Raw genomic sequence first — 24,115 nt, 5'->3', positions numbered from 1 at the left:
GTATTTTTCACTGCTAATGCTGATCTACTGATGCCTAGACAGCCGCCGCGCGCGGCGACTGCCGAATGTCATCAAATGTTCATAAAACTCACGGTTGCAGGCCGCGCCGCTCGTTCGGCGTCAGCGCCTGCAGCTGCGGCGCCGTCAAAGGCCCCGCGCCCAGCACCTGCACCACGCCGGCCGGCTGGTAGCTGGACGCTTGCGGCTCGCCACCCTGGTGCTTGCCTGCCCCGGCTTCGTCCGCCTGCTCGTTGCCAAAGCCCAGCACTTTCACCGTGAACAGCGACGGCAGCGCCTGGCGCGTGGCGGCCCGTTCGCGCTGCAGCACCTCCTGTGCCGCGCCCACGGCCTGTGTCGCGGCCGCGCTGGCATTGCTGAGCGCGCCGACGTTCACCGAGGTGATCGTCGGCATGCCCGCCGACTTGCCCTGCACCTGGATGTTTTCCGCGTTCACCACCTGCAGCGCGGCCAGGTTAACGTTGCCCGAGACGCGGATGCCCGCCTCGCCCGCGTCGATGCTGCCCAGCGGGGCGATCAGGTCGATGTCGCCGGGCGGCACCTCCGGGATCGGGTTCAGGGTGGCGATGCCGGCGCCCGTGCTCGGCGTGCTGGGCGACAGGCTGACCAGGCCGATGCTGTCGTAGGTGCGGCGCTGCGGCGTGTAGACGACGGTGGACTTGGTGCCACGGCCCGCATTGATGTCGCCCGTGGCCGACCAGGCCAGGATGTTGCCGCCGAAGGTGGTGAAGATGCGGCTCTGGCCCAGCAGGATGCTGTCTTTCGCATACATCTGGATCTCGCCCGCCCCCTGCGTCAGCACGCCCGAGCCTTCGCCCGGCGCATAGCCGCCATCGACGCCGATCAGCGCGCGCCCGCCCGGCACCGTGATGCCAATATCGCCGCCGAAGTCGGTGTGGATGCCGGCATCGTTGACGATCACGTGCGGCACGTTGACGGTCGGACGACCCGCTTCGGCCCATTCCTGCGGACTCAGGTAGCGCACGCCCGCCAGCGGCCGCTTGGTGTAAATGCCGTCGTAGTCATTGACCGTATACAGCGCGCTGCTGAACATCGTCAGGTCGCCCTTGTACTCGATCTTCTTGCCCGCCTTGTCCTGCGATGGGAACAGGGTGGCGATGGCTTCGCGGCCGCGCAGGTAGCTGCCGCGGCGCATGCCGTCCGGATCGTTGTATTCGCGCCCGGCCGCCTTCAGTTCGGCAAAGTAGACGTTGCTCAGGTACACCTGCTGCTGTTCCTTCGGCAAGGCGGCAAAGAAGCTGCGCGCATCGGTGGCCGGGTCGTAGCGGATGCCCAGGCCGCTGTCGCCGCCAAAGCGCGTCGTCAGCCAGTTCACCAGATGCAGCTGGCTCACCTGCGCATATTCGCGCGCCAGGTCGCGCCGCACGCCGCCCGTCTGCTGGCCGGCCTTCTCCAGTTCAGCCTGCTTCGTGCCGAGGAAGGCGGATGCGCCCGCCTCGTCGCCTTTGTAGCCAAACTGGCCACGCAGCCAGTCAGCCAGGGTCAGCTTGCCGCCGTAGACGTACACGGCGCTGCCGGCCTGGTCGGCCAGCGGCCGGCCTGGGTCCGCCAGCTTGGCCGGGTCCAGGTAGCGCGCCGCGAAGGCTGCATAGTCGGGGCCATTGCGGCCCACGCCGGCGGCCACGCTGATGCCGGCGCCATTGCCGCTGGCGCCGGTACCGGCATTGACGATGGCGCCGAGGCTGCGCAACTCCGCCTTGTCGGCCATGTACAGGTCACGCCCGGCGCTCACGTTCAGCTGGCCCGATCCCGCCACATAGAAAGTGCTGTAGCGGATGTCGCGTCCGGCGCTGACGACGGAAACGTCGTCAGCATGGCGGTGCACGAACAGGTTGCCGCGCGCCGACGAGACGCCGGAGACGACCGGCTTGTCCGGATAGTCGGGCCGGCCGGCATAGCCCTTGCTGGTCCATCCCGCCGCGCCTTCCGGCACGTTCTCGACGCTGCCGAGCGGTGTGCCGGAATTGACGATGTCGCGTCCGGCGCGCACGGCGACGGCGCCGCCGCCCTCGTACCACACGCCCAGCGGGCCCGTTTCACCTTTCAGTGTCCCCCGGTACACGATGCCGCCCGTTCGCAGGCCGACGATGTCGCCGCTGTTGGCATAGAAATGCGCGGGCACCTGGCCCACCGGCACATAGTCCGACACCGTCGGCGCCGTCATGCTGAACAGCGGATAGGTCTGTGCGGCCTCGCCGGCGCCGTTGGGATTCGAACCAAACGATAGCAGTGGCGAGGGCGCCAGCGCATTCGCACTGACGTTATGCAGCGGCAACAGGCCGAACCAGACCTTGTCCAGCGCACCGACGAAACCGGGGTTGAACGGGTTCGGCAACAGGCGCGGATCGGCGCCCGATGGCGTGATCGGATAGCCAGCCGCATGGATGGAATCGGCGGCCAGCATTTCCAGCTGGCCCGTGCCCGTCCTGACAAATTGCGGCGCCACCGGCGACGGCGCCAGGATCACGCCGTTTTGCGGCATGTCGACCTTGCCACTCTCGCCCTCCCGGCCCAGGCTGGCATTGCCGTAGTACAAGCTGCCGCTGGCGGCCACGGCGCGCAGCACGGATGGCATGACGTAACGCCCGTCCGATGGCGCGTGGTTGTCGCCCGTCACCGATTGGATCCAGGCGGACGTCGGCGTCAGATTGCCGCCCGCGCTGAACAGGTCGATGGCCGTGGCCGGCGTCCACAGCGAGAACCAGCTCCAGCCCTCGCCCTTGCGCTCCACGCCCTGGTAGTTGAACGGCGAGCCGTTGGCCAGCTGCTTGACGCGGCCCGCATCGGCCGTGCCGCCCAGCACCAGGTCGCCACGCGCATCAATGCGCACGCCGCTGTCGCCCGGCACCAGGATAGGCCCGCCGCTGGCGATGGCCGTGCCCGCCGTGTAGGTTTCATACGGCCGCGATTCCTTCGGATCGGCGCGGTCGAAACGCAGCTCGACGCCGCCCACGGCGCCCGCTTCCATGCGCAGCGCGCCACGCAGATTGGTGAAGGTGCTGTTGAGCGTGGGATACTGGCGCTCGAAGCGCGTATCGGCATTCGGGAAGTCGCTGTTTGCATCGAAGCTGCGCACCGCGGCGACAGGGTTGAGGCCGCCGCCGATGCGGATGTCGAGGTCGCCGCCACCGGTCAGCAGCAGCTTGCCGTCCGGCGTCACCCTGCCCGTGCTGCCCACGGCCACGTTCAGGCCCTGGCTGCGCGGCGTGTATGCGCCGCCCGGATCGGCGCGCGAGGTCAGCATGCCGGCGTCGCCGCCCGCCTGCAGCAGCACATTGCCGCCACCCAGGGTGCCGATGCCCGTAAAACCCGACACGATAGGCTGGCCGGCAAACAGGTCGCCGCCTTCGGGGCGCGCGACATAGGTGCCGAAGTTGATCCACCATGCCGTCGGCACGCCCGCGCCCGTGCTGCCGCTACCCTGGCGCCACAACCAGGTGCCGATGTCGCTGGTGTCCTGCTGCGCGTTCAGGGTGCCGATGGCATCCTCGCGGCGGGTGAGTGCGGTGCCCACCGTGTCGCCCTTGACGTCGCCCTGGGCGCGCAACAGCAGGTTGCCGCCGTGCTCGGGATACCAGGCGCGGTACAGGCTCTCGCTGCCGCCATCGACGAAGCGCGTCAAATTGTCATCGAGCGCGCCGAGCAACTTGCCCTTGGCGCTCAGGCCGCGCGGCAGATTGAACAGATCCTTGCCATCGACCAGCGGCGAGGCCGACTGCGTGCCCGCCGTGTAGACGCCGTACAGCGAACGCATGTCGAAATCGCCGGCAGCCAGCAAATCGAGGTCGCCCGTGCCCGTGCGCAGCACGCTGAGCAAGGGCTGGCGCGCCGGCGCAATCACGTCCCTGTATTCGGGCGGCGTGCCATCGGCGATCTTGACCACGAGCACGCCAATACCCCAGTCGTTGTAGTCAAGAAGGTCTTGTTCATTGGGAAATTGGCTCATATCGATCGGCGTGCCCGGTTCCTGCCCAATCTGGGCGGCATCGTCGCCCCATATGTATTGTCCGGGTAAGCCGGTGCCTGGAATTAACTCGCGGGCAGCGCCCATGCCGTAATGCGTATCGGCCAGCATCAGATGGGCATCCTTCGCATGCGGCCGCAGCGCGCGCGTATCGGCGGCAGCCGTATCGGCGCCGCCCACCAGGCGCAGCGACCACGCTTGCGAACCCTGGGCCAGCATGGGCGCCAGCGCCAGGTTGCGACCCTGGCGGCCCGCCCCGTCGGCAGGGCGCAGCGCCACTATGGTCGCGTCTCCAGGCAGCTTGACCAGCGTGCCGGCCGGCAGCACGCTGCCCTTGTCCAGCGCCAGCGCCGAGGCCAGCACCACGCCGTTGACGGAATTGACGCTATCGCCCGTGTCCCGCGGCTTGCCTTCCGGGAAGGGCAAAGCCACATTCGCCGGCCACAGCATGGCCGCGACACTGGCCGCGCCGGGCAGGCGCAGGCCGGGATCGAGCTGTATGCCGCTCGACAGGGTCAGCGCCTTCGGCAAGACGGTGCCAGCCGCGTACAGCACGCTGCCGTCGGCGTTGCGCACTGCGCCGCCCAGCACACTACCGGCAGGCAAGGTCAACTCCGCCGTCAAGGTGGCGGGCGCCGCCAGCAAGGTGCCGCCGCGCAGTTGCATGGCTTTCATCGGCACGGCGAAATTGACGCTCGTGCCCGAGACGAAATACGTGTCTTCGGCCAGTGTCACCAGGCCCGCTTGCGGCACGACGACCTCGCCGCCCCACGGCAGGCGGCCCTTCACCAGTTGCCAGCCCTGGTCGTCCGGCGTGACAGGCAGGCTGCGGGTATCGAAGCCATCCGTGATACTGCCAAAGACGCTGAGCTTGCCACCGGCGCGCACGACCAGCGCACCGGCCTCGCCCGAGCCGTACACGCCGCTCAGGCGCGCCAGCGGATTGACGCCGTCGTAGCGGTGGCCGGACAGGTCGATGTCGCCGTCGACATGCAGGTCGCCGCCCGGCGTGGCGCTGACGATCTCGACGCCAGGGCGCAGGTGGAAAGCGTTGGCATCGCCGCGCAAGCCGCGCAGCTTGCTGTTCATCAAGTTGCCATTCGCCAGCGCCTTTACCATAAAGGCCTGGCTGTCCCCGTGTTTCTCGTCCAGATAGGCCTGGTTGATGCTCTGATAGCTGCGGCCATCCGCATCCTTGCCCGCACCGGCGGGCGCATCCTTGTATTGCCAGAAGGCGTTGACGTTGATGGTGCGCGCACCGGCGATGTTCAGCGCGCCAGCCGCATCGATGTCGATATCGTCGCCCGTGGCGCCACCGAGGCGGCGCGCGTTCAGGTCGATGCTGCCATAGCTGCCGCCCTTGTCTCCGCTGCGCAGGTCCAGCCGCGCGCCGCTTTCCAGGGTCAGGCGTCCGCCGGGCGCAGCCAGCTCGATCACGGCGCGGTTCGGCGCCTCGATCACTTGCCCGTAGCTGTCCGTGCGCAGCACCGTGCCATGCGCGTCGAGCACGGCGCCGGATTTGATGGTGACGCCGTCGCGGCCGGCCAGGCGGATGCTGCCCACCTGTTCACCGCTGGCATCGATGCGGCCGTTCACCGTCAAGCTGCCGCCGTCGACGGACACGCTCACTTCGCGCGCCTTGAGCTCGTCGCCGATGGCCAGATCGCCCTGCTTGAGCTGGAAGCTGCGGCTGCCGAACACCTTGCCCGTGTTCAAGCGCTGGTTCAGGCCGGCAAAGTCGCCGAGATGCTGGGCGCGGATCTCCAGGCCGCCAGCCGCGTAGGGCACCTGCGTGCCGCCCGCGTCATAGCTGCCGCTGGCGCCGCCCAGCAAAGTGCCGCGCAAGTCGGCCGTGCCGGCCGCATCGCCCGTGGCGATCACGCTCAGCTTGCCGGCACGGTTGTTCACGGCCGACACGTCGATCACGGAAGCGGCCGCCTGGCGCACGTCGCCCTCGCGGCTGTCGAGTATCACGTCGCCACCCCAGCTGTACTTGCTGGTGTCATAGAAATCGATCTTGCGGCCCGCCAGGTCCAGCTTGGCCTTGTCGCCCAGCAGCACATCGCGCTCGGCCGACAGGGTCAATTTTCCGCTTGGCAAGACCACGGACGTATCCACGCTGACGCTGTTGCCGCTCAGCGCCACTTCGGCGCCCAGGGCGCCGGCCAGCGCCGCATTCGTCGGCGTGGTGGCGGCCGCGCCTGCCGGCGCGCTCACCTTCAGCTCGCCGCCCGCCGTGATGCGGTTGACGGAACCGGCCGCGCCCGTCAGCAGCGGCGTGTTGATCAGCAGATTACCGCCGCTGTTGTGAAAGCCATTGGTGGCCGTGTCCCACGCACTTTGCGACTGATACACGGACAGGCTGCCCTTGTTGTTGGCGGTGACTTGCTCGCTGGCATTCAGCGCCACCTGGCCGAAGCCCAGTATCAAACGGTCCAGGGTGTGGATGGTGTCGGGACGGCTGTCCGCCGTGAAACCGAACTCGATGCGCTTGGCATCAACCTGCAGGCGGCCGCTGCCCGTGCCGGGGCCAGCCGCGACGACGGCGCCGGGCGCATTCGTCGCGCCCTGCCACACGAGAGTGTCCGTGTGGATGCGCGCCAGCGCGTCGGCGCCGCCATAGCCGTAGATGGCGGGCGTATTGAGCACCAGGCGCGACAGCGACGACTTGCCCGTGGCCGCATCGATGGTCGACAGTTGCGCAGAATCATAGAAATTGAAGGAGTTGCGCGCCGTCAAGCCCAGGCTTTCCAGCGCCGGTGCGCCCGTGCTGGTGTCGCCGCGCAGCAGGCGGTCGAGCACGCCCTGGTTCAGCGCCAGGCCGTCCGGCAGGGCGCCGCGGGCGCGGGCGTCCGCCAGCGCAGCTTCACTGCCGATATTGATAGCCCCCATCGCCAGCACCAAGTTGCGCGTACCGTAGCGCACGTTATCGCGCAGGGTAAAAGCGCGCTCCGTCACGGCGGCGATGGTGCCTTCCGAATACAGCGAGGTCGTGCCGCCGCAGACACCATTCGCCTTGGCGCACGCGCCGATGTCGATGATGCCGGGACCATCCGAATCGGACGGCGTGCGCACGGCCGGCAGCATGTCCAGCCAGCCGTTCGAGACGGCCAGCACGCTGCCCATCGGCTGGTAAACATAGCCATCGCGCGAGTCCCAGGCCGCCTTGCCGCGGCCCAGCGTATTGATGCCCGATCCCTGCTCGAGGAAGATGCCGTCGTTGGTTTTCGTGGTCACCAGGAACACTTCGGCCGCCTTCAGCACGGCGCCGTCGCGCAGCACGATGCCGCCCGCCGATTCGTTGACGGCGGCGATATTGGCGCGCTGGTTGCTGCCCGTACCGATATCGCTGTAGGTGACGCGCGGCAAACCGCCGATGCCCACGCGCTGGGCGCCAAAGGCGTTGATCTGCGAGGCGTGCACGGAGACGCCATTGAAGTCCGCCAACGGTGCCGTGCCGTCGCCCAGCACTTCGTAGCGGGTACCCGCATGGGCACCCGTGCCCAGCAGCAGCGAGCCGCCGAAGCCGCCCTCGGCCGGCGTGTACAGGGCGCTGCCATCCATCATCAATGGCGTGTGGTTATTCTCGACGCTGTGCAGGGCTGGAGCGATCAGCTGCACGCGCACGCCCTTGGCGTCGCGTTCCAGCGTGGCGCGCGGCACGCCGTCGCGCGTGGCCTGGGCCACGGCAAAGGCGGCATAGCCCGTTTCATTGTATTGCGAATAGCTGCGCAGCACGGCGGCCGGCGTCAGGATGGCCTGGCCGGGCACGGCGTCGCGGATGGCCGTGCCGGCGATGCCCGTCTGTGCCGCCGTTGCATACGAACCATTGCGCATGGCTACCGTGCTGCCCGCTTCGGCAGCGCCGGCCAGGCCATTGAGTTCCACGCGGAAGGCGCCCGGCAGCAAGGCGAAATTCGATGGCAACAGGGTATAGGTGCCAGCGGCCAGGCCGGGCACGCCCGCGGCGATGGTGATCTGGCGTCCCACGGCAGGCTTGCCCGCACCTTGCTCGGCCATCAAAGGCGCCACGTCCGGCTGCACGCCGGGAATGATGGCGTACACGGGATTGGTATTCAGGCCGGGCAGGGTGAAACCGCCATTCGGCTTCATCTGCACCAGCGGATTGAGGCGCGCATCGGTGGAGCCGCCGCGTCCGGCCAAAAAAGCCGCGCCCGTCAAGGTGCCGCCGCCCGACAGGTCGAGCACGGCGCCGGCTTGCACGTCGATGGCGGCGCCCGTCAAGGCGATCTCGGGGCCATTGCCCACGCCCTTGAACACGACATCGTTGCCGTCGTACAGGTAACTGAGGCCATCGAGCGTGCCGCCATACGGCATCGTCAAGCCTTTTGCGCTGACCGACGTCAGGCTGCCTGGCAACAGATTGACATGGCCCGTGTAGGCTTCAAAGCCTTCGGCGCCCAGGGTGATCTTGCCCAGCGGCGCGCGCAGCACGCCGTGTTGGTTGATGGTGGGCGCAACCAGGCTCAAGCTGCCAAACACGGAATAGGGCTGGTTCGGCGTGGCGCTGCCGGCGCTGCGCTCGACAGTGAGGGTGCGCAGCGGATCGAGCGTGACGCGCACGTTGCCGTATTCGTCGACCCGGCTGCTCTGCCCCACCGTGACCATGCCGCTGTCGCCCGTGGCCGGATAGATTTGCGCCGCGACCAGAGTGGCGTTGCCCGGCTGGTACAGGGCGGCGTTGTTCGACATGCGCAAGTCGCCGCGGCTGTTCAGGGTCAGTTGTTCGAAGGCATCGCGTTCGACGGCCAGCGGCTTGCCGCTGCTCTGCACGATCTCGCCGCGCGTGCCCATGTTGACCTCGCCCGCGAGATCGAGCATGCCCGCATCGATCTGCAGCAGGGAGCCATCGGCCACCAGCGGCACGCCCAGCATGCCGCGCCCCTTGCCCGAGTTTTTCGACCCTTTCACGGCATTGGGCACGATGTAGTTATCTTTCTCCGCGCGCGCGGCCGTTCCCAGGCGCACATACGGCGCCGCCAGATGTACCTGGCTGGCCAGGCCTGGCACCTTGTCCTGGCCTTCCGCAGCCGGCTGCGACTGTTGCTGCGGCTGCGCCAGGCCCAGCGATGTGGCGCTCAGGCGCAGGCTCTGGCCCAGCGCCAGGTTGACGTCGCCTGCCACGCTGAGCATGCCGTTCACATGCATGGCCAGGTTGTCGAAGCCGCCTGCCTGCACGCGGTCGACGCCCAGGCGCGCGCTGCCGTAGCGCAAGGCTTCATCCTGCTGGCCCGCGCGCAAACCGGCCGGCAAGACGCTCTCGCCCTGCACTTGCGCCAGCACGAATTCGCGCGGCACCCGCACCGCATTGGCAACGCTGTCGCCTTGCAGCGTCAGGCGGTTCACCTGGCCGTAATTGGGCGTGTCCAAGGCCATCGCCAGGGTGCCGCCGGCCGCCCCGGCACCACCGGCCAGCGCGCGCAGGGTACCGTCGGCAAAGATGCCGTTGTACGAACTGAGCGAAATCAAACCGCCGCTGCCGGCCACGTTGACGGCGCCCTGCTTCGGCAAGTCCAGCGTGGCTTGCGCGCCGCTGGCGTCGAGCAGTGCGCCCGGGCGCACGACGATAAAGGCATCGGCCGCATCGACGCTGGCGGCGTCGGCCTTGTAGCGGGCGCCGATTTCGATGCTGCCGCCCTTGTCGGCGCGGCCATAGCGCCCACCGCGCATGTCGGTGGCGACGGTGGCGCGGCCGGCCACGTCGAGCACGGCGTGTTCGCCGATCCAGATCGACGTGGCTTGTCCCTTGCCGTTCGGCACATCCGCATCGCTGCCCGTGCCAAGCGTGCCGGGCAGCACGGCGATCTTGCCGCCCCAGGCGTCGAGGCGGCCATCGATGCTGACCTGGCCATTGCTCGTCATGTTGATCTGGCGGCCCGGATCGACCGTGACGACGGCGCCTTGCGCCACCGCCAGGGCGCCCTTCACGTACGGGCTGCCGGCCGTCAGCGTCAGGTCGGCGCCGGCGCGCTGCGTCAGCTGGCCCTTGCGCGCATCTTCCTGGTACAGCTGCGGCGTCCACGCTTCCAGCGCGGCATCCGGATCGGTGCCGCCCGCCACTGTGTGGCCGGTGGCGGGCTTGAAGCGCAGCACAGGCATCCTCACGTCGATATGCGCATCCTTGACCACCGCGACGCCGTCACGGCCCGTGACGGCATAGTCGGCAAAGCCGCTCTGGAACAGATTGGCGTCCAGCGCCAGCATGGGCTGCACGGCAACGTCGCGCCCCAGCATGGTGCCGCTTGGCAGCAGCACGCCGCGCGGCGCGTGCACGTCGGCGGCGGCGATGCTGCCGGCCGCATACTGCGTCGTTATCGGCACGATGGGCAAGCCGTTCGGAAAGGCCGCCGCCGAGACCACGAAACCCGTGGTGAGGCCATTGATGGCCGTTACCACGCTGCCGGCTGGAACGATGGAACCGCCCTGGAGATATGTCGTGCCGTTGATGAAGAAGCTCGCGCCCGGCGGCACCACCACGCTGGCCGCCACGACCAGCGGTTTCTGCGACGACACGTCCGCCGTCACAACTTGGCTCAAGGTCTGTCCCGGCTTGATCAGGCTGAGTGTGAGCGCGAAATCGAAGGGAATCTTCTCGCCCCTGGCGATCAAAAAATCATCGTTCAGGCGCAGGCCGACGGGGGCACTGCTGCCCCCTGGCAGCACGTCGCCACCCTGCAGCTTGCCGCCGATGCTGACGGCCGTGCCGCTGTCGATCGTCAGGCGCCCGCCGCCCTTCACGCCGTGGCCGCGCAACTCGCCGTCGAGCTTGAGCAAGGCGCCCGTCGGCGTTTTTTCGCGCGGCAAGTCGACGGCCAGGGTGATGTCGCCGCCGCGCCCGCCCTGCAGGCTGCCATTGCTCATCAGGGCGGCGCCGGACGAAACGTCGATGACGCTGCCGCCGGCCAGTTCGATGCCGCCCGAACTTTTCAGTGTGACCTTGCCGCCGTTCACATACGGCAAGCCGGCAACGGCGCCCGGTTCCAGTTCCAAATTGCTCCACAGGCCGCGCGCATCGAGGCGCACGCCGGGCGCCACGCGCACGCCGGCCGGACCCGTGGGGCGCGCTTCCGGCGATATGGGCGCATCCAGCCACGTGGCGCTCCCGCTGGACTGATAGCGCGACACCATATTGCCGGCGGCGATACTGCCACTGCGCGCACTGACATTGGCCTTGATGGCCACGTCGGTGGCGTGCAGGGCGATGTCGCCGCCATCGGCCACGCGCACGTCCGCATTAACGTCGAGCTTGTCGTAGGCATAGATATTGAGCGCGCCCAGTTCCAGGCCATTGAGCCAGTCCGCGTCGAGCTGCAAGGCTTTGCTGCGCGCGGCCGGCAAGGCTTCGCTCAGCAACTGGCCATCGGCGATGGCTGCTACCTTGCCGATCTCGACGTTTTGCAGCACAGCTTGCGGGCTGTCGCGCAACTGGCCCGCCTTGGGATCGAAGACGGGCGTCATTTTGCCCACAATCAATTGACCGGCGCGCGCCGCCGCCGTCTGCGACTGCTTGTAGCTATCCATGCCTTCATCGCGCTTGCGCTGCTGGCGTTCACCCTGAAACACGGACGTATCGATGTCGCCTTCCAGCACGGCGGCACCCGTGGAAACGATCAAACGGCCCGCATCGCGGCCCACCGTGTAGCCATTTTCCAGGCGCTCGCGGGGCCCGATCAAGGCATTCGCGTGGGTTTCCGTCGTGTTCGCGCCCCAGCGCGCATGCGTGCTTTCATAGCCGCGATACAGGCCCGTGTACAGATTGTCGCCGGGAGCCGTGCTCAGCTTATACATCGCGCCATCGGCCCCCTTCAGCCACGTCTGCTTGACCATGCCCGTCTGCACGTCCAGCGACCCGCCGGCGATATTGATGCGCGAACCAGCCTGCGTCACCACTTCGCCGCCGCCAAAGCCGACGGTACCGCCCTGGGCCGCCCACTCGCCGATACCGTGGCCGCTGGTGTTCAGGTAGCCACTCACTTCCAGCAAGCCGCCGGCCGTGTACCAGCGGTCCGTGGCGTAGCCGTTGGTGCCAGCTGGCACCAGCACCAGGTCGCGGCGGTCGACCCACACATCGCTGTTGTTGAGATATTTGGCATCGCGGCTACCCGGTGCGTCGCGCTGCTCGTTGCCTTGCACATTGATCAGCACATTGTTGCTGCTCATGTCGACCTTCACGCCGACGGCGCCGGAAACGTCGATGGCGGCGCCGCGCGCCACGTGGCTGCGACGGGCCGCATCGGCAAGCACCTGGCCGCCCGTGGCCAGGGTCAGCGAATCGCCTTCGAACTCGACGTTGCCGGCGGAGACGATGCGCAGCAGCGACTGGTCGCGCCGGTCCTGCGGCGTGTCCGTTCCCTTGCCCGTGTCTTTCAGCAAGGTATCGCGCTGCACGTCGAGCGCGGTGGCGCCGTTGTCATCGATGAGGATGGCGCTGACGCTGCCGCGCGCCAGGGTGACGCCAGCGTTCTCGCCCGCCGCCGCCAGGTGTATCGTGCCGCGACCGTTGACGGTGGTGCTCGACAACAGCACGCCATCCTGGCGTACGCTATTGCCGCTGAGCGTGATGTCGCCCGTCGCCGCCTGGATCAAGCCGTTGTTGACGACGCTGCCGGCGCTGCTGCCGGCCACGCGCAGCATCTCGACTTCATTGCCGCGCGTGCTCGAATACTGGTTCTTGTCCGTGCCCATGCCCTGGCGCACGGCGATGGCGTCGCCTGCCGCCAGGGTGGTCTGGCCATTCGGCGTGGTGATGGCGCCCGCATTCTCGACGCTGCGCCCGGCCAGCAGCACATAGCCGCCGCCCTCGGTGACCGTCTGCGGCTTGCGCGTGTCGATGCGCGCGCCGGCGGCGACGACGACGTCCGCCTCGGCCGCGCCATGCGTGTAGGCATTCTGGCCCAGCAGCAAATCATTTGCGAAGGTCGGCACGGCGCCCGCACCCTGCGCCTTGCCATACAAACCGCTCTTGAACTGGCTGTCGCTCATGCCCATGGCGGCCGCCGCCAGGTTGCGCGTATCGATCTGGCTGCTGCCCGTAAACACGATGCCGTTGCGGTTGACGATCATCACCGTGCCGTCGGCCTTGATCTGGCCCTGGATCTGGCTGGGGCGCGCCAGCGGATCGTTCACGCGGTTCAACAGGGCCCAGTGCGATTTCTGCTCGAACTGCAGGGTGGTGTTCTTGCCGACGTTAAAGCTTTCCCAGTTCAAGATCGCCTTGTCGTCCGTCTGCACGACCTTCACGACGGTCTTGCCGTCGGCCTGGGTCTGCACGGGCGCCTGGGCGTTGAGCCAGCCCGCCGTCAGGCTGTTGCTGTCGACCTGCAAGCCGCCCTTGACCAGGCCATCGGGTGCGCCGCCGGCGGCCAGCGCCGCCTGGCGCGCGGCCGCCTGCACCGCCTGCTCGGCGGCGATGCCGCGCGCGGCCAGCAGCAGGTTGTTCAGCGATTGCTGCAGCTTGCCTTCGGCCTTTTGCTGCTGGAGCAAAGGATTATTCAGCGATGTTGCCGGCTGGCCATTCGGCAAGCGTCCCGTGGCGGCGGCCGTGCCCTGCTGCGCGCCCTTGCCGGCAAACCAGGCGCCGCTGAACGGCTGCTGCGCCTGCGCGCCGCCCGCCTGCAGCAGCATGGCGATAGCCAGCGCCAGCGGTTTCAATCGCACCGGGCGACCGGTCCGGTTGCCCGCCATGGCGGAGGAGGATGCGTGTTTCGTGACCGACTTGCTTCGCTGCATGGCGACATTCCCTTTTCATGTTCCGTTGCTGACCGATATCGCGAGGCGGCGCGCGGCACGCACGGGGGCGGGCGGCAGGCACTGATTCGCGGCTTCCAGCAGCATTGACAGGGAACAAGGTCCGGGACTGCAAAAGGTCATGAAAATGTCATAATTGGCGCCCCGCCTTGGCGCTCAGCCAAACAGCACGATGCCGCCCGGCAAACGCGTCACCCGCGCGCCATACGCATCCTGGATCAGGGCGATCACGTCGTCGAGGCGGTCGAGCGAAAAGCTCGCTTGCACGCGCGTGAGTTTCAAGGCGTCGCCATTGAGGATCAGCTTGCCGGGACGGTAGCGGTTCACCTCGTCCACCACCTCGGCCAGGGTGCTTTGCTTGAACACCAGCAGGCGCTGGCGCCACGCGCTGACGTCGCTCTTCGCCACCGCGCGCGCGGTGCCGAAATGCTCGGGCCGGTAGCGCAGCTGCTGGCCGGCAGCCAGTTCCGCATCGTTGCCAGCCTGCGCCACACGCAGGCGGCCCGCCAGGCAGGTCACGCATACTTCCTGGCCGAACAGCCGGATATTGAAGCGCGCGCTGCCGGCCGACACCGTGCCGTCGCCCGCCTGCACGCGCACACGCGCCGCACCGCGCAAGCCGGCCTGGAATTCCGCCTCGCCCGCCAGCAGCACCAGCGCCGCGGCACCGTCCTGCAGGGGCGCCGCGTCGAGGCGCGTCTGCGTATTCATCTGCACCAGCACGCCGCCGTCGAGCGCCACTTCGCGCTGCTCGCCCGTGCCCGTGGCATAGTCGGCGCCCAGGCCCGCCACGGCCGGCCACAGATCCGTGGACGGGCGCAGCACCAGCAAGCCCAGCGAGGCAGCCACGGCGCCGCCCAGCCAGGCGCGCCGCGCCGTGTTGACGGGCGCCTGCGCCCGCTTGACGGCGCGCGCGGCCGGCGCCATCGCGCCCCACACGGCGCGCGCCTCGGCAAACGCGTTGGCATGCTTGCGGCTGCGCGCACACCAGTGGCGAAACACTTGCGCATCGCGCTCGCTGACCTGGCCCGAGGCCAGGCGCACGACCCACGCCTGCGCTTCCTTCTGGATGACACTCATGTCGTCTTCCGCTTGTTCAGTCATGATGTTTAGACGTTTTTCCCGCGCCGGGACCGAAGCGCTGAATGAAATCGCGTCCCATGCGCTCGCAGCAATGTTCCAGGCCGGCGCGCAATTCCTTCTCCACCGTACGGGCGGAAATGCCGAAGCGCTCGGCGATGTCGCGGTGCGGCAACTGGTCGACGCGGGCGGCGATGACGATGGCGCGCCGGCGTTTCGGCAACTCCTGCAAGGCCCGTTCCAGTTCTTCCAGCTCGGCGCGCGCGCTGAAGGTGCGGGCCGGGTCGGCCAATTCATCGGCCATCTCGTACAAGTCGTCGATATCCGGCAGGCTGAGCAGGCGCGCATTGTCGCGGCGTTGATCTTCCGCAATGTTGATGGCGATGCGCATCAGGTAGGCGGACGGGTAGCTGATTGCTTCGGGCGCGTTCATCCGTTCCACCCGCAAGTACGTTTCATGCAGCGCGTCGTTGGCCAGGTCTTCCGAGCCCAGGCGGCGCTGCAGGTGCCGGCGAAACTGTCCGTAGCGTTCCAGGAACAGCTTGCGCAAGGTGGTTTTGAGTAATTCCGACATGCTCAGGGCGCCCCGGCCAGGAGGTAGGGCGCGCAATCGGCGCCTGGGTCGGGGCGCGGCGTCAGTAAAATCGTCAGTGGCTGCGGCAGGCCCGCCGGTGGCGCGCCATCCATCAGCAGGCTGCGCAGGCGTTGCAGCACGGCACGGTCGCGCTGCGCCACGCCGCTCGACTCGAGCACATGCACGGCGCGCACCTTGCCCCGCTCATCGAGCCACAGCTGGAAGGCCAGGCGGTAGCGGCCGAAAGCGTCCGGATGCAAGCGGCACAGGGCGCGCGTGAGCGAGCGCTGCAGGACGGCCGCGTAACCTTGCAAGGGCGGCGCGGCAGGGACGGCTTCGGCCGGCACGGGCGCCGGCGCCACCGGTGCATCGGCCAGCGCCAGCAGGGTAAACGCGTTGCTGCCGCTGAAGCGCGCGCCCAGCTGCGTGCCCACCAGCAAGCGCTGCAGCGCTTCGGCCGGCGTGTAGTCGCCACGCACGGGCGCAGCCACTCTCCCGGCCGCCAGCTGGCTGCTGACGAGCACGGAATAGCCCGTCACTTCGCCAAACGCCACCAGGGCCGCATCGAGCGGCTGGGCGGGCAAGTCGAAGCGCAGGGTCGCGTGCGCGGCGGCGTCAGCACCGTCCGCACCCGCTGCTGGCCGCACGAATGTCATCAATGTCATCAGCAAACAAGCGGACAAGGCCAGGGCATTGCCCGTTGCGGTGCGGCGGAGGGTTCGTGTCATTTTCCAGGGAAATCAACGAAAAAGCCTGCTCATGAAGTGTCTTGACTGCAATGTTGTCTGCAGAATGGCAAGATGGTAGCTTCATAAAATGACAACTGCATGACATGCCGCAAGCCCGCATGCCAGCCTGTGTCATCGCCGCGACATATGACCTTGCTATGCTGAATGCTTCTCCACCGCTCCGGGAGCCGCCATGGCACGCCTGTTATCACTGTTGCTGTTGGCCTGCGCCACCCTGCCCGCGCAGGCGGACGAGCACACCGTCGTCGTCAAGGCCGCCGCGCCGGAGAAGGGCTGCGTGGAAGTGGAAGTGAATGGCAAGCGCGCGCAGTCCATATCTTGCTTGAATGAAAAATTATTACCGAACAGCAACACCGTGAACCGCCAGCCACCCGCCCTGTCCGGTGCGGAGGCGACCGTGCAGCGCCCGTCGAACCAGCTGGGCCTGTACAACCGCGCCGCCCTCGAACACCGCATGGGCAATGCCTTTGGCAAATCCGTCACGCCGCAGAGACCGGCGCCGCCGCCCGCCAGCCCGCTGCTGCCGGCCCCGCTGCTGTCACCCCGTTAAGCTGTTGTCAACGCACAGTCCATTTGCGCTGTCAAGATTGCGCAATCGCGCCGATTGCGTATCATTCCAGGCTTGATCGCTCTGGAAACAACCATGCTGCCCACTATCGAACAACGTCTTGCCCTTGAACTTGCCGCCAAACCGGTGCAGGTTGCCGCCGCCATCGAACTGCTCGACGAAGGCGCCACCGTGCCCTTCATCGCCCGTTACCGCAAGGAAGCGACCGGCGGCCTCGACGATATCCAGCTGCGCCTGCTCGAAGAGCGCCTGCGCTACCTGCGCGAGCTGGAAGAGCGGCGCGCCGCCATCGTGGCGTCGATCACGGAACAGAACAAGATGACGCCCGAGCTGCTCGACGCCGTCATGCACGCGGAAGACAAGACGCGCCTGGAAGATTTGTATCTGCCCTACAAGCAAAAGCGCCGCACGAAGGCGCAGATCGCCATCGAAGCGGGCCTGATGCCGCTGGCCGACGGCTTGCTGGACAATCCGGAACTGACGCCGGAAATGGAAGCGGGCAAGTTCCTGCGCGACGCGTTTACGAGTGCCGACGGCAACAACCCGGGCGTGGCCGACACCAAGGCGGCCCTCGATGGCGCGCGCCAGATTTTGATGGAGCGCTTCGCCGAAGACGCGACCTTGCTGCAAACCTTGCGCGAATACGTGCAGGAACATGGCATCGTCGAATCGAAAGTGGTGGAAGGCAAGCAGGACGAAGGCGAAAAATTCGCCGATTATTTCGATTACTCGGAAACCATTTCCACAGTCCCCTCGCACCGCGCGCTGGCCCTGTTGCGCGGCCGCCGCGAAGGTATCCTCGACGTCACCCTGCGCCTGGACACGGAAGCGGAAAAACCGAAATGGGATGCGCCGCACAACCCGTGCGAAGGCCGCATCGCTGCCCGCTTCGGCATCAAGAGCCTCGGCCGTCCGGCCGACAAGTGGCTGGCCGACACGGCGCGCTGGACCTGGCGCGTGAAAAGCTTCATGCACCTGGAAACGGAACTGATGGGCGCCCTGCGCGAGCGCTCGGAACTCGACGCCATCAACGTCTTTGCCACCAATTTGAAGGCGCTGCTGCTGGCCGCGCCGGCCGGCCAGCGCGCCACCATGGGCCTGGATCCCGGCTTGCGCACGGGCGTGAAAGTGGCCGTCGTCGATGCCACCGGTAAAGTCGTCGACACGGCCGTGATCTACCCGCACCAGCCGAAGAATGACTGGGATGGCTCGCTGCACACCCTGGGCCGTCTTGCCGCCAAGCACAATGTGTCCCTGATTTCGATCGGCAATGGCACGGCCTCGCGCGAGACCGATAAACTGGCGCAGGACCTGATCAAGCAGCATCCGGAAGCGAAGATGACGAAGATCGTCGTCTCGGAAGCGGGCGCATCGGTGTATTCGGCGTCCGAATTCGCCTCGAAAGAGTTGCCGGACATGGATGTGTCGCTGCGCGGCGCCGTGTCGATTGCGCGCCGCCTGCAAGACCCGCTGGCCGAACTGGTAAAAATTGACCCGAAATCGATCGGCGTGGGCCAGTACCAGCATGACGTGAGCCAAAGCCAGCTGGCCCGCTCGCTCGATGCCGTGGTGGAAGATTGCGTCAACGCCGTCGGCGTGGATGTGAACACGGCGTCGGCGCCCCTGCTGGCGCGCGTGTCCGGCCTGTCGGCCAGCGTGGCGCAAAGCATCGTCACCTACCGCGACATGAAGGGCGCGTTCACCTCGCGCGCGGCCCTGAAGGCGGTGCCGCGCCTGGGCGACAAAACGTACGAACAGGCAGCGGGCTTCTTGCGCGTGATGGGCGGCGAAAACCCGCTGGACGCCTCGGCCGTCCACCCGGAATCGTACCCGCTGGTGGAAAAGATCCTGGCAGACATCAAGAAGGATATCAAGGCCGTCATCGGCGAAACGGCCCTGCTGAAAACCCTCAGCCCCGCAAAATATGCGGATGAAACGTTTGGCGTGCCGACCATTTCCGACATCTTGAAGGAACTGGAAAAGCCGGGCCGCGACCCGCGTCCGGAGTTCACCACCGCCACCTTCAAGGAAGGCGTGGAAGAAATCCGCGACTTGCGCCCGGACATGATTCTCGAGGGCGTGGTCACCAACGTGGCCGCCTTTGGCGCCTTTGTCGATATCGGCGTGCACCAGGATGGCCTCGTGCACATCTCGGCCCTGTCGAACACGTTTGTGAAGGACCCGCACACGGTGGTCAAGGCTGGCCAGGTCGTGCGCGTCAAGGTGCTGGAAGTCGATGAAAAGCGCAAGCGCATCGCGCTGACCATGCGCCTGACGGACAGCGCGCCGCAGCCGGGCAGCAAACCGGAGCAAAAAGGCGACCGCAACGACCGCCGCAGCATGGCACAGCACCAGTCGCAGTCGCGCAACGCCCCCGAGCCGGCCGGCAGCATGGCCGCCGCGTTCGCCAAGCTGCGCGGCTAAGTCCATGGCCGCCAGGCATGACCTCGTCATCCTGGCGGTGGACGCCGCCAGCCTGGATGCCAAGCTGCTGCTCGACGAATTATCGGACGTGCTGCTGCGCATCAACGGCGACAGTGGCCGCTCTTCCTTCGATGTCGAAGCGGCAACGCCGCGCGGCGGCTTTTACCTGGCCCGCGACGGCGCCGGCGCCCTGCTGGGCTGCGCCGCCCTGCGGCCGCTGGGCGAAGCAGATAGCGCCACGGCAGAACTCAAGCGCATGTATGCACGCCCCGGCGCCACCGGCGTGGGCGCGGCCCTGCTGGCCCATGTGGAAGCGCAAGCGCGCAGGCATGGCTACCAGGCTGTGCACCTGTCCACCCGCGTGGTAAATAGCCGCGCGGTGGCGTTTTATGCCAAACACGGCTATACACCCGTCATGGCCTGGGGCAAATACGTGGGCGCGGCACAATCCATCTGCCTGGGCAAGCAGTTATAAACTTCTACGTGGCTGACTTGCCCGATTTATGACCTGAGCGCATACCCGTGCCGTCGTTTTCTTATAAAATGACGGCATCTATTTATTTACCCATCAGAGGCAGCTATGAGCGACGTACAAACCTGGATCAAAGAAACCGTGACGAGCACGCCAGTCGTGCTGTTCATGAAGGGCACTGCCCAGTTCCCGCAGTGCGGCTTTTCCGGCCGCGCCATCCAGATCCTGAAAGCATGCGGCGTGGAAAACATCGCCACCGTCAACGTGCTGGATGACCCGGAAGTGCGCCAAGGCATCAAGGATTACTCGAACTGGCCAACCATTCCGCAGCTGTATGTCAAAGGCGAGTTCATCGGTGGTTCCGATATCATGAATGAAATGTTTGAATCGGGCGAACTGAAGTCCCTGCTGGATGCCTGATAGCCAACAGCAGCGGCCGCGCCGTATCGTCGTGGCCATCACGGGCGCCACGGGCGCCGTGTATGGCTTGCGGCTGCTGCAATTGCTCGTCGCCATCCCCGGCGTCGAGACGCATCTGGTCTTGTCGGATGCAGCCGTACTGACCCTGCACCAGGAAACGGGCGTAGGGCGCAAGGAAATCGAAGCGCAGGCGCACGTGGTACACAAGCTGCGCGACATCGGCGCGAGTATCGCCAGTGGCTCGTTTCAATCGGATGGCATGGTCGTCGCGCCGTGCTCGATGAAGACGCTGGCGGCCGTGGCGCATGGCTTGTCGGATAATTTGATTACGCGGGCAGCCGATGTGGTGCTCAAGGAGCGCCGCCGCCTGATCCTGATGGTGCGCGAAACGCCGTTCAACCTGGCGCACCTGCGCAATATGACCGCCGTGACCGAAATGGGCGGCATCATCTTCCCCCCCTTACCGAGCTTTTATCACCACCCGCAGAGCATTGCGGAGATGGTCGACCATACGGTGGCGCGCGTCATCGACTTGCTCGGCATCGAGCACGGCCTGGCACCAAGGTGGAATGGTTTGAAAGCATCAGACCAGTCAGCAACAAACTAACAGACTACATCACCAACTACGCACGTCACGATGCCAGACAAAACCATAGCGAGCGGCAGCGATTTGTGGCCGAGAAGCGCAACCGTACTCTAGTACGGTGAGCATCGCCGGCCGCAAAGCGCGACGCGCAGCTGGTTTGGTCAGGCATCCATCACCTCTTGTCAAACTGGTGGGCACTCGCCTGCTTCAAATCCCTGGCTTCTTCAACCATCCTGCGGTGGGCGATCCGTTTGCGCATCACTTCCGCATGTTGCGCGGCAGTCATGGGGGGCACGGTCATCAAGTCCTTCAGCTGCGCGGTATTGCTGTAGTTACTTTTCATAAGACGGCTCAAATGCTCGGCTCCGTAGTGGATGAACTGGCTGCTTCTGATGTGATTATGCGCTGGTATTGGCCGCTGCGCCGCTGCGTGCGGGATTATTGTCAAATAATTCCGCTGCAGCGCAACATGCGAGGTCTTATTGTGCGGCAAAATCATGTCTCCAGTATGACGTTGCGCAAATAAAAAGACAGGGGGAGCACCGTCAGCGAAAGGCGGACGGCGCCGGCCGGGGATGGCCTGGATGCTTACTTTTGGTAGTTGACTCTTACCAGCATGCGAATAAATTCTCGCGCGATTTGACGATGATGTTCATCCAATCTTTGCAAATCGGCAATTAATTTCACATCGGCAGACTCAAAACGCGATAAGGCGCTGCCCGCTTCGCCATTCGGCGTGGCGCTTTCAGGGCCGCCAAAACGCAACCATTCCGCCGGAACGCCTAACCATTGGGCAATCATGCGCAATTTCTCTTGCGTGGGAATTGCTTCACCTACTAACCATTTCCTAGCTGCATGCACGGTAATCGGGCGCCCGTCGAAACGGATATTGAATTCCCGGGCCAGTCTGGTCGGGCTGTCTGGAGAATAATGGGCGTTTTTGAGAGCCAACTGAAGTCGCTGGCTGAAGCTTTCGCGTTCGTTAGAAGAATTCATAGGTGTACTATTTCATGTTGTAACATGAAAGTCAGTTTCTTGAATGACCATACAGATTGTTACATTTGAAAAGAGTATAAATTAACAATTAACACTCCGGCCGGGCTTTTCAGGTCAAAAAGTGGGCCGAATTTTCTCTTGTGATTCTGTGTGGCTTCGGGTCAAATTCGCGGCTAGCTTTGATTTTCGCACTGCAGCACGATTCAAAGCCTCGATTTGGCATTACAACGTACGGTATCGGATAATGCCCTCCTCCACCGATACGCGCAATGCCCATGTCATACAATTTCTTGTAGACAAAGTTTTCAGAAGGGCCATTTTGTTTTCAATATGGAAACGATCTGTACAACGTGCTCATAGTGAAACGTTGTTTTTTGATCGTGCCGACTGGAAAGAATCTGCGCCAAAAAAATTTTACTGCCATCGCAGCGAAAAGAATGTCGCCGTTATGCCAGGAAAGCTCTTTTTGGTGTCATCTTGGCCACCAACTCTCGATCTTAAGCGTGTTTGCGCAAGAAGAATCAATTTATTTTCAGTAATTGTTGCCTTATTCGCCAAATTATCCTGTTTATGCCCTCTTTTTTCTTTGTTGCAGCACGGGCAGGGCACGCTACAATAGGATAGACGTTGACGTATACGGCACTTTGCCACTCATTGCCTCGCCACACCCATCCAGCTACCGACCACCCATGCAACCGACACCGCCCGCAGCAATGACGACCTATACCATTACCGAACTGGCGCGGGAATTCGACATCACGGCGCGCGCCATCCGTTTCTATGAAGACCAGGGCTTGCTCAGCCCGAAACGTGAAGGCGCCGGTGGGCGCAGCCGCGTCTACACGCCGCGCGACCGCACCCGCCTGAAACTGACCCTGCGTGGCAAGCGCCTGGGCCTGGCGCTATCGGAGATCAAGAGTCTGGTCGACATGTACGAGTCGCCGAAGGACACGCGCGCGCAGATGGACCGCTTCCTGGGCGTCCTGGCGCAACATCGACAGACGCTGGAGCAGCAACGCATCGACATTGAAATGGCGCTGGCGGAAATCAGCGCGCATGAAGACGCTTGCGCGCGCATGCTGGCGGACTTGCATATTGATAAGGCGCAAACAAACTAAAGGCGCAGGCAGCGGACAGCTGCCGCGCGCGGCGCTTTACGTTTACGTAAACGTCACAACTGAGTATCATAGCTTCACTGACCCGGCATCCATGACCGCCACACTTATAACGACGAGGACGACATGCTCCATCTCCCAGGCTTGACCTTTGACCACGGCGACGACATCGCCTCCCTGCGCGAAGCGATCCAACAATTCGCCGCCGCCGAAATCGCGCCGCGGGCGGCCGAAATCGACCGCACGGACCAGTTCCCCATGGACCTGTGGCGCAAGATGGGCGACATGGGCTTGCTCGGCATCACCGTCAGCGAAGAATACGGCGGCGCCGGCATGGGCTACCTGGCACACATCATCGCCATGGAAGAAATCTCGCGCGCCTCGGCCTCCGTCGGCCTGTCGTATGGCGCCCACTCAAACCTGTGCGTGAACCAGATCAAGCGCAACGGCACGGCCGAGCAAAAAGCCAAATACCTACCGAAACTGATCACGGGCGAACACATCGGCGCCCTGGCCATGTCGGAACCGAATGCAGGCTCGGACGTCGTCAGCATGAAGCTGCGCGCCGACTTCAAGGGCGACCGCTGGGTCTTGAACGGCACCAAGATGTGGATCACCAACGGCCCCGACGCGGACGTGCTGGTGGTGTACGCCAAGAATGACCTGGAAGCGGGCCCGCGCGGCATGACGGCTTTCCTGATCGAAAAGAATTTCAAGGGCTTTTCCATCGCGCAAAAGCTCGACAAGCTGGGCATGCGCGGCTCGCACACGGGCGAACTGGTGTTCCAGGATTGCGAAGTGCCGGCCGAAAACGTGCTCGGTGGCCTGGGCAAGGGCGTCAATGTGCTGATGTCGGGCCTCGATTTCGAGCGCACCGTGCTGTCCGGCGGCCCGCTGGGCATCATGCAGGCCTGCATGGACCTGGTCGTGCCTTACGTACATGACCGCAAGCAGTTCGGCCAGGCCATCGGCGAATTCCAATTGATGCAGGGCAAACTGGCCGATATGTATTCGACCATGATGGCGTGCAAGGCCTATGTGTATGCCGTAGGCCAGGCCTGCGATCGCGCCACCACGCCGGAAGCCGTGCGCCAGCTGCGCAAGGATGCGGCCGGCGCCATTCTGTATAGTGCGGAGAAGGCGACCTGGATGGCGGGCGAAGCGATCCAGGCCCTGGGCGGCAACGGCTACATCAACGAATATCCGGCCGGCCGCCTGTGGCGCGATGCCAAGCTGTACGAAATCGGCGCCGGGACCAGCGAAATCCGCCGCATGCTGATAGGCCGCGAACTGTTTGCGGAAACCAAGTAAGCACGGGCGCGCGCCTATCGACTGGGTGATGAGCTATTCATGCGAGCAC

Annotated in this window: 13 protein-coding genes; 8 read left to right on the top strand and 5 right to left on the bottom strand. The window is 65.4% G+C overall.

Going from position 1 to position 24,115, the window contains the following annotated elements:
- Nucleotides 1-88: 88 nt before the first annotated feature.
- From ACQ4WY_RS24540 to ACQ4WY_RS24525, 4 genes are all read right to left on the bottom strand, one after another.
- Complete coding sequence (locus tag ACQ4WY_RS24540) at nucleotides 89-13,753, bottom strand: filamentous hemagglutinin family protein (RefSeq protein ID WP_436506313.1); 13,665 nt, start codon at nucleotides 13,751-13,753, stop codon at nucleotides 89-91.
- Nucleotides 13,754-13,927: 174 nt separating this feature from the next.
- Nucleotides 13,928-14,875, bottom strand: a complete 948-nt coding sequence (locus ACQ4WY_RS24535) for a FecR family protein (RefSeq protein ID WP_436506312.1) — start codon at nucleotides 14,873-14,875, stop codon at nucleotides 13,928-13,930.
- Nucleotides 14,868-15,425 carry an RNA polymerase sigma factor gene (locus ACQ4WY_RS24530; protein WP_071074977.1) on the bottom strand — a complete coding sequence of 186 codons (558 nt, stop codon included), beginning with the start codon at nucleotides 15,423-15,425 and terminating at the stop codon, nucleotides 14,868-14,870. The genes ACQ4WY_RS24535 and ACQ4WY_RS24530 overlap by 8 nt, the downstream gene beginning before the upstream one ends.
- 2 nt (nucleotides 15,426-15,427) lie before the next feature.
- Nucleotides 15,428-16,153, bottom strand: coding sequence for a secretin and TonB N-terminal domain-containing protein (locus tag ACQ4WY_RS24525; protein ID WP_436506310.1), 726 nt, complete (start codon nucleotides 16,151-16,153; stop codon nucleotides 15,428-15,430).
- A gap of 193 nt (nucleotides 16,154-16,346) precedes the next feature.
- Between ACQ4WY_RS24525 and ACQ4WY_RS24520 the strand changes: the two genes are divergently transcribed.
- The 6 genes from ACQ4WY_RS24520 to ACQ4WY_RS24495 all read left to right on the top strand — a co-directional run bounded on the left by ACQ4WY_RS24520 (nucleotide 16,347) and on the right by ACQ4WY_RS24495 (nucleotide 21,170).
- A complete protein-coding gene (locus ACQ4WY_RS24520; RefSeq protein ID WP_436506309.1) occupies nucleotides 16,347-16,724 on the top strand; it encodes a hypothetical protein in 378 nt (125 codons plus the stop codon).
- 93 nt (nucleotides 16,725-16,817) lie between these two features.
- A complete protein-coding gene (locus ACQ4WY_RS24515) occupies nucleotides 16,818-19,166 on the top strand; it encodes a Tex family protein (RefSeq protein ID WP_436506308.1) in 2,349 nt (782 codons plus the stop codon).
- A 4-nt stretch (nucleotides 19,167-19,170) separates the two neighbouring features.
- Nucleotides 19,171-19,641: a GNAT family N-acetyltransferase gene (locus tag ACQ4WY_RS24510; protein WP_436506307.1), complete on the top strand. Its 471-nt coding sequence runs from the start codon at nucleotides 19,171-19,173 to the stop codon at nucleotides 19,639-19,641.
- A 105-nt stretch (nucleotides 19,642-19,746) separates the two neighbouring features.
- The gene (grxD, locus tag ACQ4WY_RS24505; RefSeq protein WP_010402157.1) at nucleotides 19,747-20,058 is read left to right on the top strand and encodes a Grx4 family monothiol glutaredoxin; all 312 of its coding nucleotides are present in this window, start codon (nucleotides 19,747-19,749) and stop codon (nucleotides 20,056-20,058) included.
- On the top strand, nucleotides 20,051-20,665 hold the full coding sequence (locus tag ACQ4WY_RS24500; RefSeq protein ID WP_353659505.1) for a UbiX family flavin prenyltransferase: 615 nt from the start codon (nucleotides 20,051-20,053) through the stop codon (nucleotides 20,663-20,665). Before grxD ends, ACQ4WY_RS24500 begins: the two co-directional genes overlap by 8 nt.
- 97 nt (nucleotides 20,666-20,762) lie before the next feature.
- Nucleotides 20,763-21,170, top strand: a complete 408-nt coding sequence (locus tag ACQ4WY_RS24495) for a hypothetical protein (RefSeq protein WP_436506460.1) — start codon at nucleotides 20,763-20,765, stop codon at nucleotides 21,168-21,170.
- A gap of 62 nt (nucleotides 21,171-21,232) precedes the next feature.
- On the opposite strand, the gene ACQ4WY_RS24490 is transcribed toward ACQ4WY_RS24495, so the two are convergent.
- The gene (locus ACQ4WY_RS24490; RefSeq protein ID WP_034753756.1) at nucleotides 21,233-21,640 is read right to left on the bottom strand and encodes a hypothetical protein; all 408 of its coding nucleotides are present in this window, start codon (nucleotides 21,638-21,640) and stop codon (nucleotides 21,233-21,235) included.
- 713 nt (nucleotides 21,641-22,353) lie between these two features.
- Between ACQ4WY_RS24490 and ACQ4WY_RS24485 the strand changes: the two genes are divergently transcribed.
- Both ACQ4WY_RS24485 and ACQ4WY_RS24480 read left to right on the top strand, forming a co-directional pair.
- Nucleotides 22,354-22,758 carry a MerR family transcriptional regulator gene (locus ACQ4WY_RS24485; protein WP_436506449.1) on the top strand — a complete coding sequence of 135 codons (405 nt, stop codon included), beginning with the start codon at nucleotides 22,354-22,356 and terminating at the stop codon, nucleotides 22,756-22,758.
- Between the two features lie 123 nt (nucleotides 22,759-22,881).
- Nucleotides 22,882-24,066, top strand: a complete 1,185-nt coding sequence (locus tag ACQ4WY_RS24480; protein WP_034753750.1) for an isovaleryl-CoA dehydrogenase — start codon at nucleotides 22,882-22,884, stop codon at nucleotides 24,064-24,066.
- The last annotated feature ends 49 nt before the right edge of the window (nucleotides 24,067-24,115 follow it).

The sequence above is a fragment of the Janthinobacterium salmonicoloratum genome, from assembly GCF_051380845.1.
Classification (GTDB): domain Bacteria; phylum Pseudomonadota; class Gammaproteobacteria; order Burkholderiales; family Burkholderiaceae_D; genus Janthinobacterium; species Janthinobacterium lividum_F.
This window is presented reverse-complemented; position numbering and strand designations above follow the sequence as displayed.

What these genes read in the sequence shown, in the direction of transcription:
- ACQ4WY_RS24490 (WP_034753756.1), bottom strand. Translation starts at nt 21,640, where the DNA reads ATGAATTCTTCTAACGAACGCGAAAGCTTCAGCCAGCGACTTCAGTTG.
- ACQ4WY_RS24520 (WP_436506309.1), top strand. Translation starts at nt 16,347, where the DNA reads ATGGCACGCCTGTTATCACTGTTGCTGTTGGCCTGCGCCACCCTGCCC.
- ACQ4WY_RS24485 (WP_436506449.1), top strand. Translation starts at nt 22,354, where the DNA reads ATGACGACCTATACCATTACCGAACTGGCGCGGGAATTCGACATCACG.
- grxD (WP_010402157.1), top strand. Translation starts at nt 19,747, where the DNA reads ATGAGCGACGTACAAACCTGGATCAAAGAAACCGTGACGAGCACGCCA.
- ACQ4WY_RS24480 (WP_034753750.1), top strand. Translation starts at nt 22,882, where the DNA reads ATGCTCCATCTCCCAGGCTTGACCTTTGACCACGGCGACGACATCGCC.
- ACQ4WY_RS24540 (WP_436506313.1), bottom strand. Translation starts at nt 13,753, where the DNA reads ATGCAGCGAAGCAAGTCGGTCACGAAACACGCATCCTCCTCCGCCATG.
- ACQ4WY_RS24500 (WP_353659505.1), top strand. Translation starts at nt 20,051, where the DNA reads ATGCCTGATAGCCAACAGCAGCGGCCGCGCCGTATCGTCGTGGCCATC.
- ACQ4WY_RS24515 (WP_436506308.1), top strand. Translation starts at nt 16,818, where the DNA reads ATGCTGCCCACTATCGAACAACGTCTTGCCCTTGAACTTGCCGCCAAA.
- ACQ4WY_RS24510 (WP_436506307.1), top strand. Translation starts at nt 19,171, where the DNA reads ATGGCCGCCAGGCATGACCTCGTCATCCTGGCGGTGGACGCCGCCAGC.
- ACQ4WY_RS24530 (WP_071074977.1), bottom strand. Translation starts at nt 15,425, where the DNA reads ATGTCGGAATTACTCAAAACCACCTTGCGCAAGCTGTTCCTGGAACGC.
- ACQ4WY_RS24535 (WP_436506312.1), bottom strand. Translation starts at nt 14,875, where the DNA reads ATGACTGAACAAGCGGAAGACGACATGAGTGTCATCCAGAAGGAAGCG.
- ACQ4WY_RS24525 (WP_436506310.1), bottom strand. Translation starts at nt 16,153, where the DNA reads ATGACACGAACCCTCCGCCGCACCGCAACGGGCAATGCCCTGGCCTTG.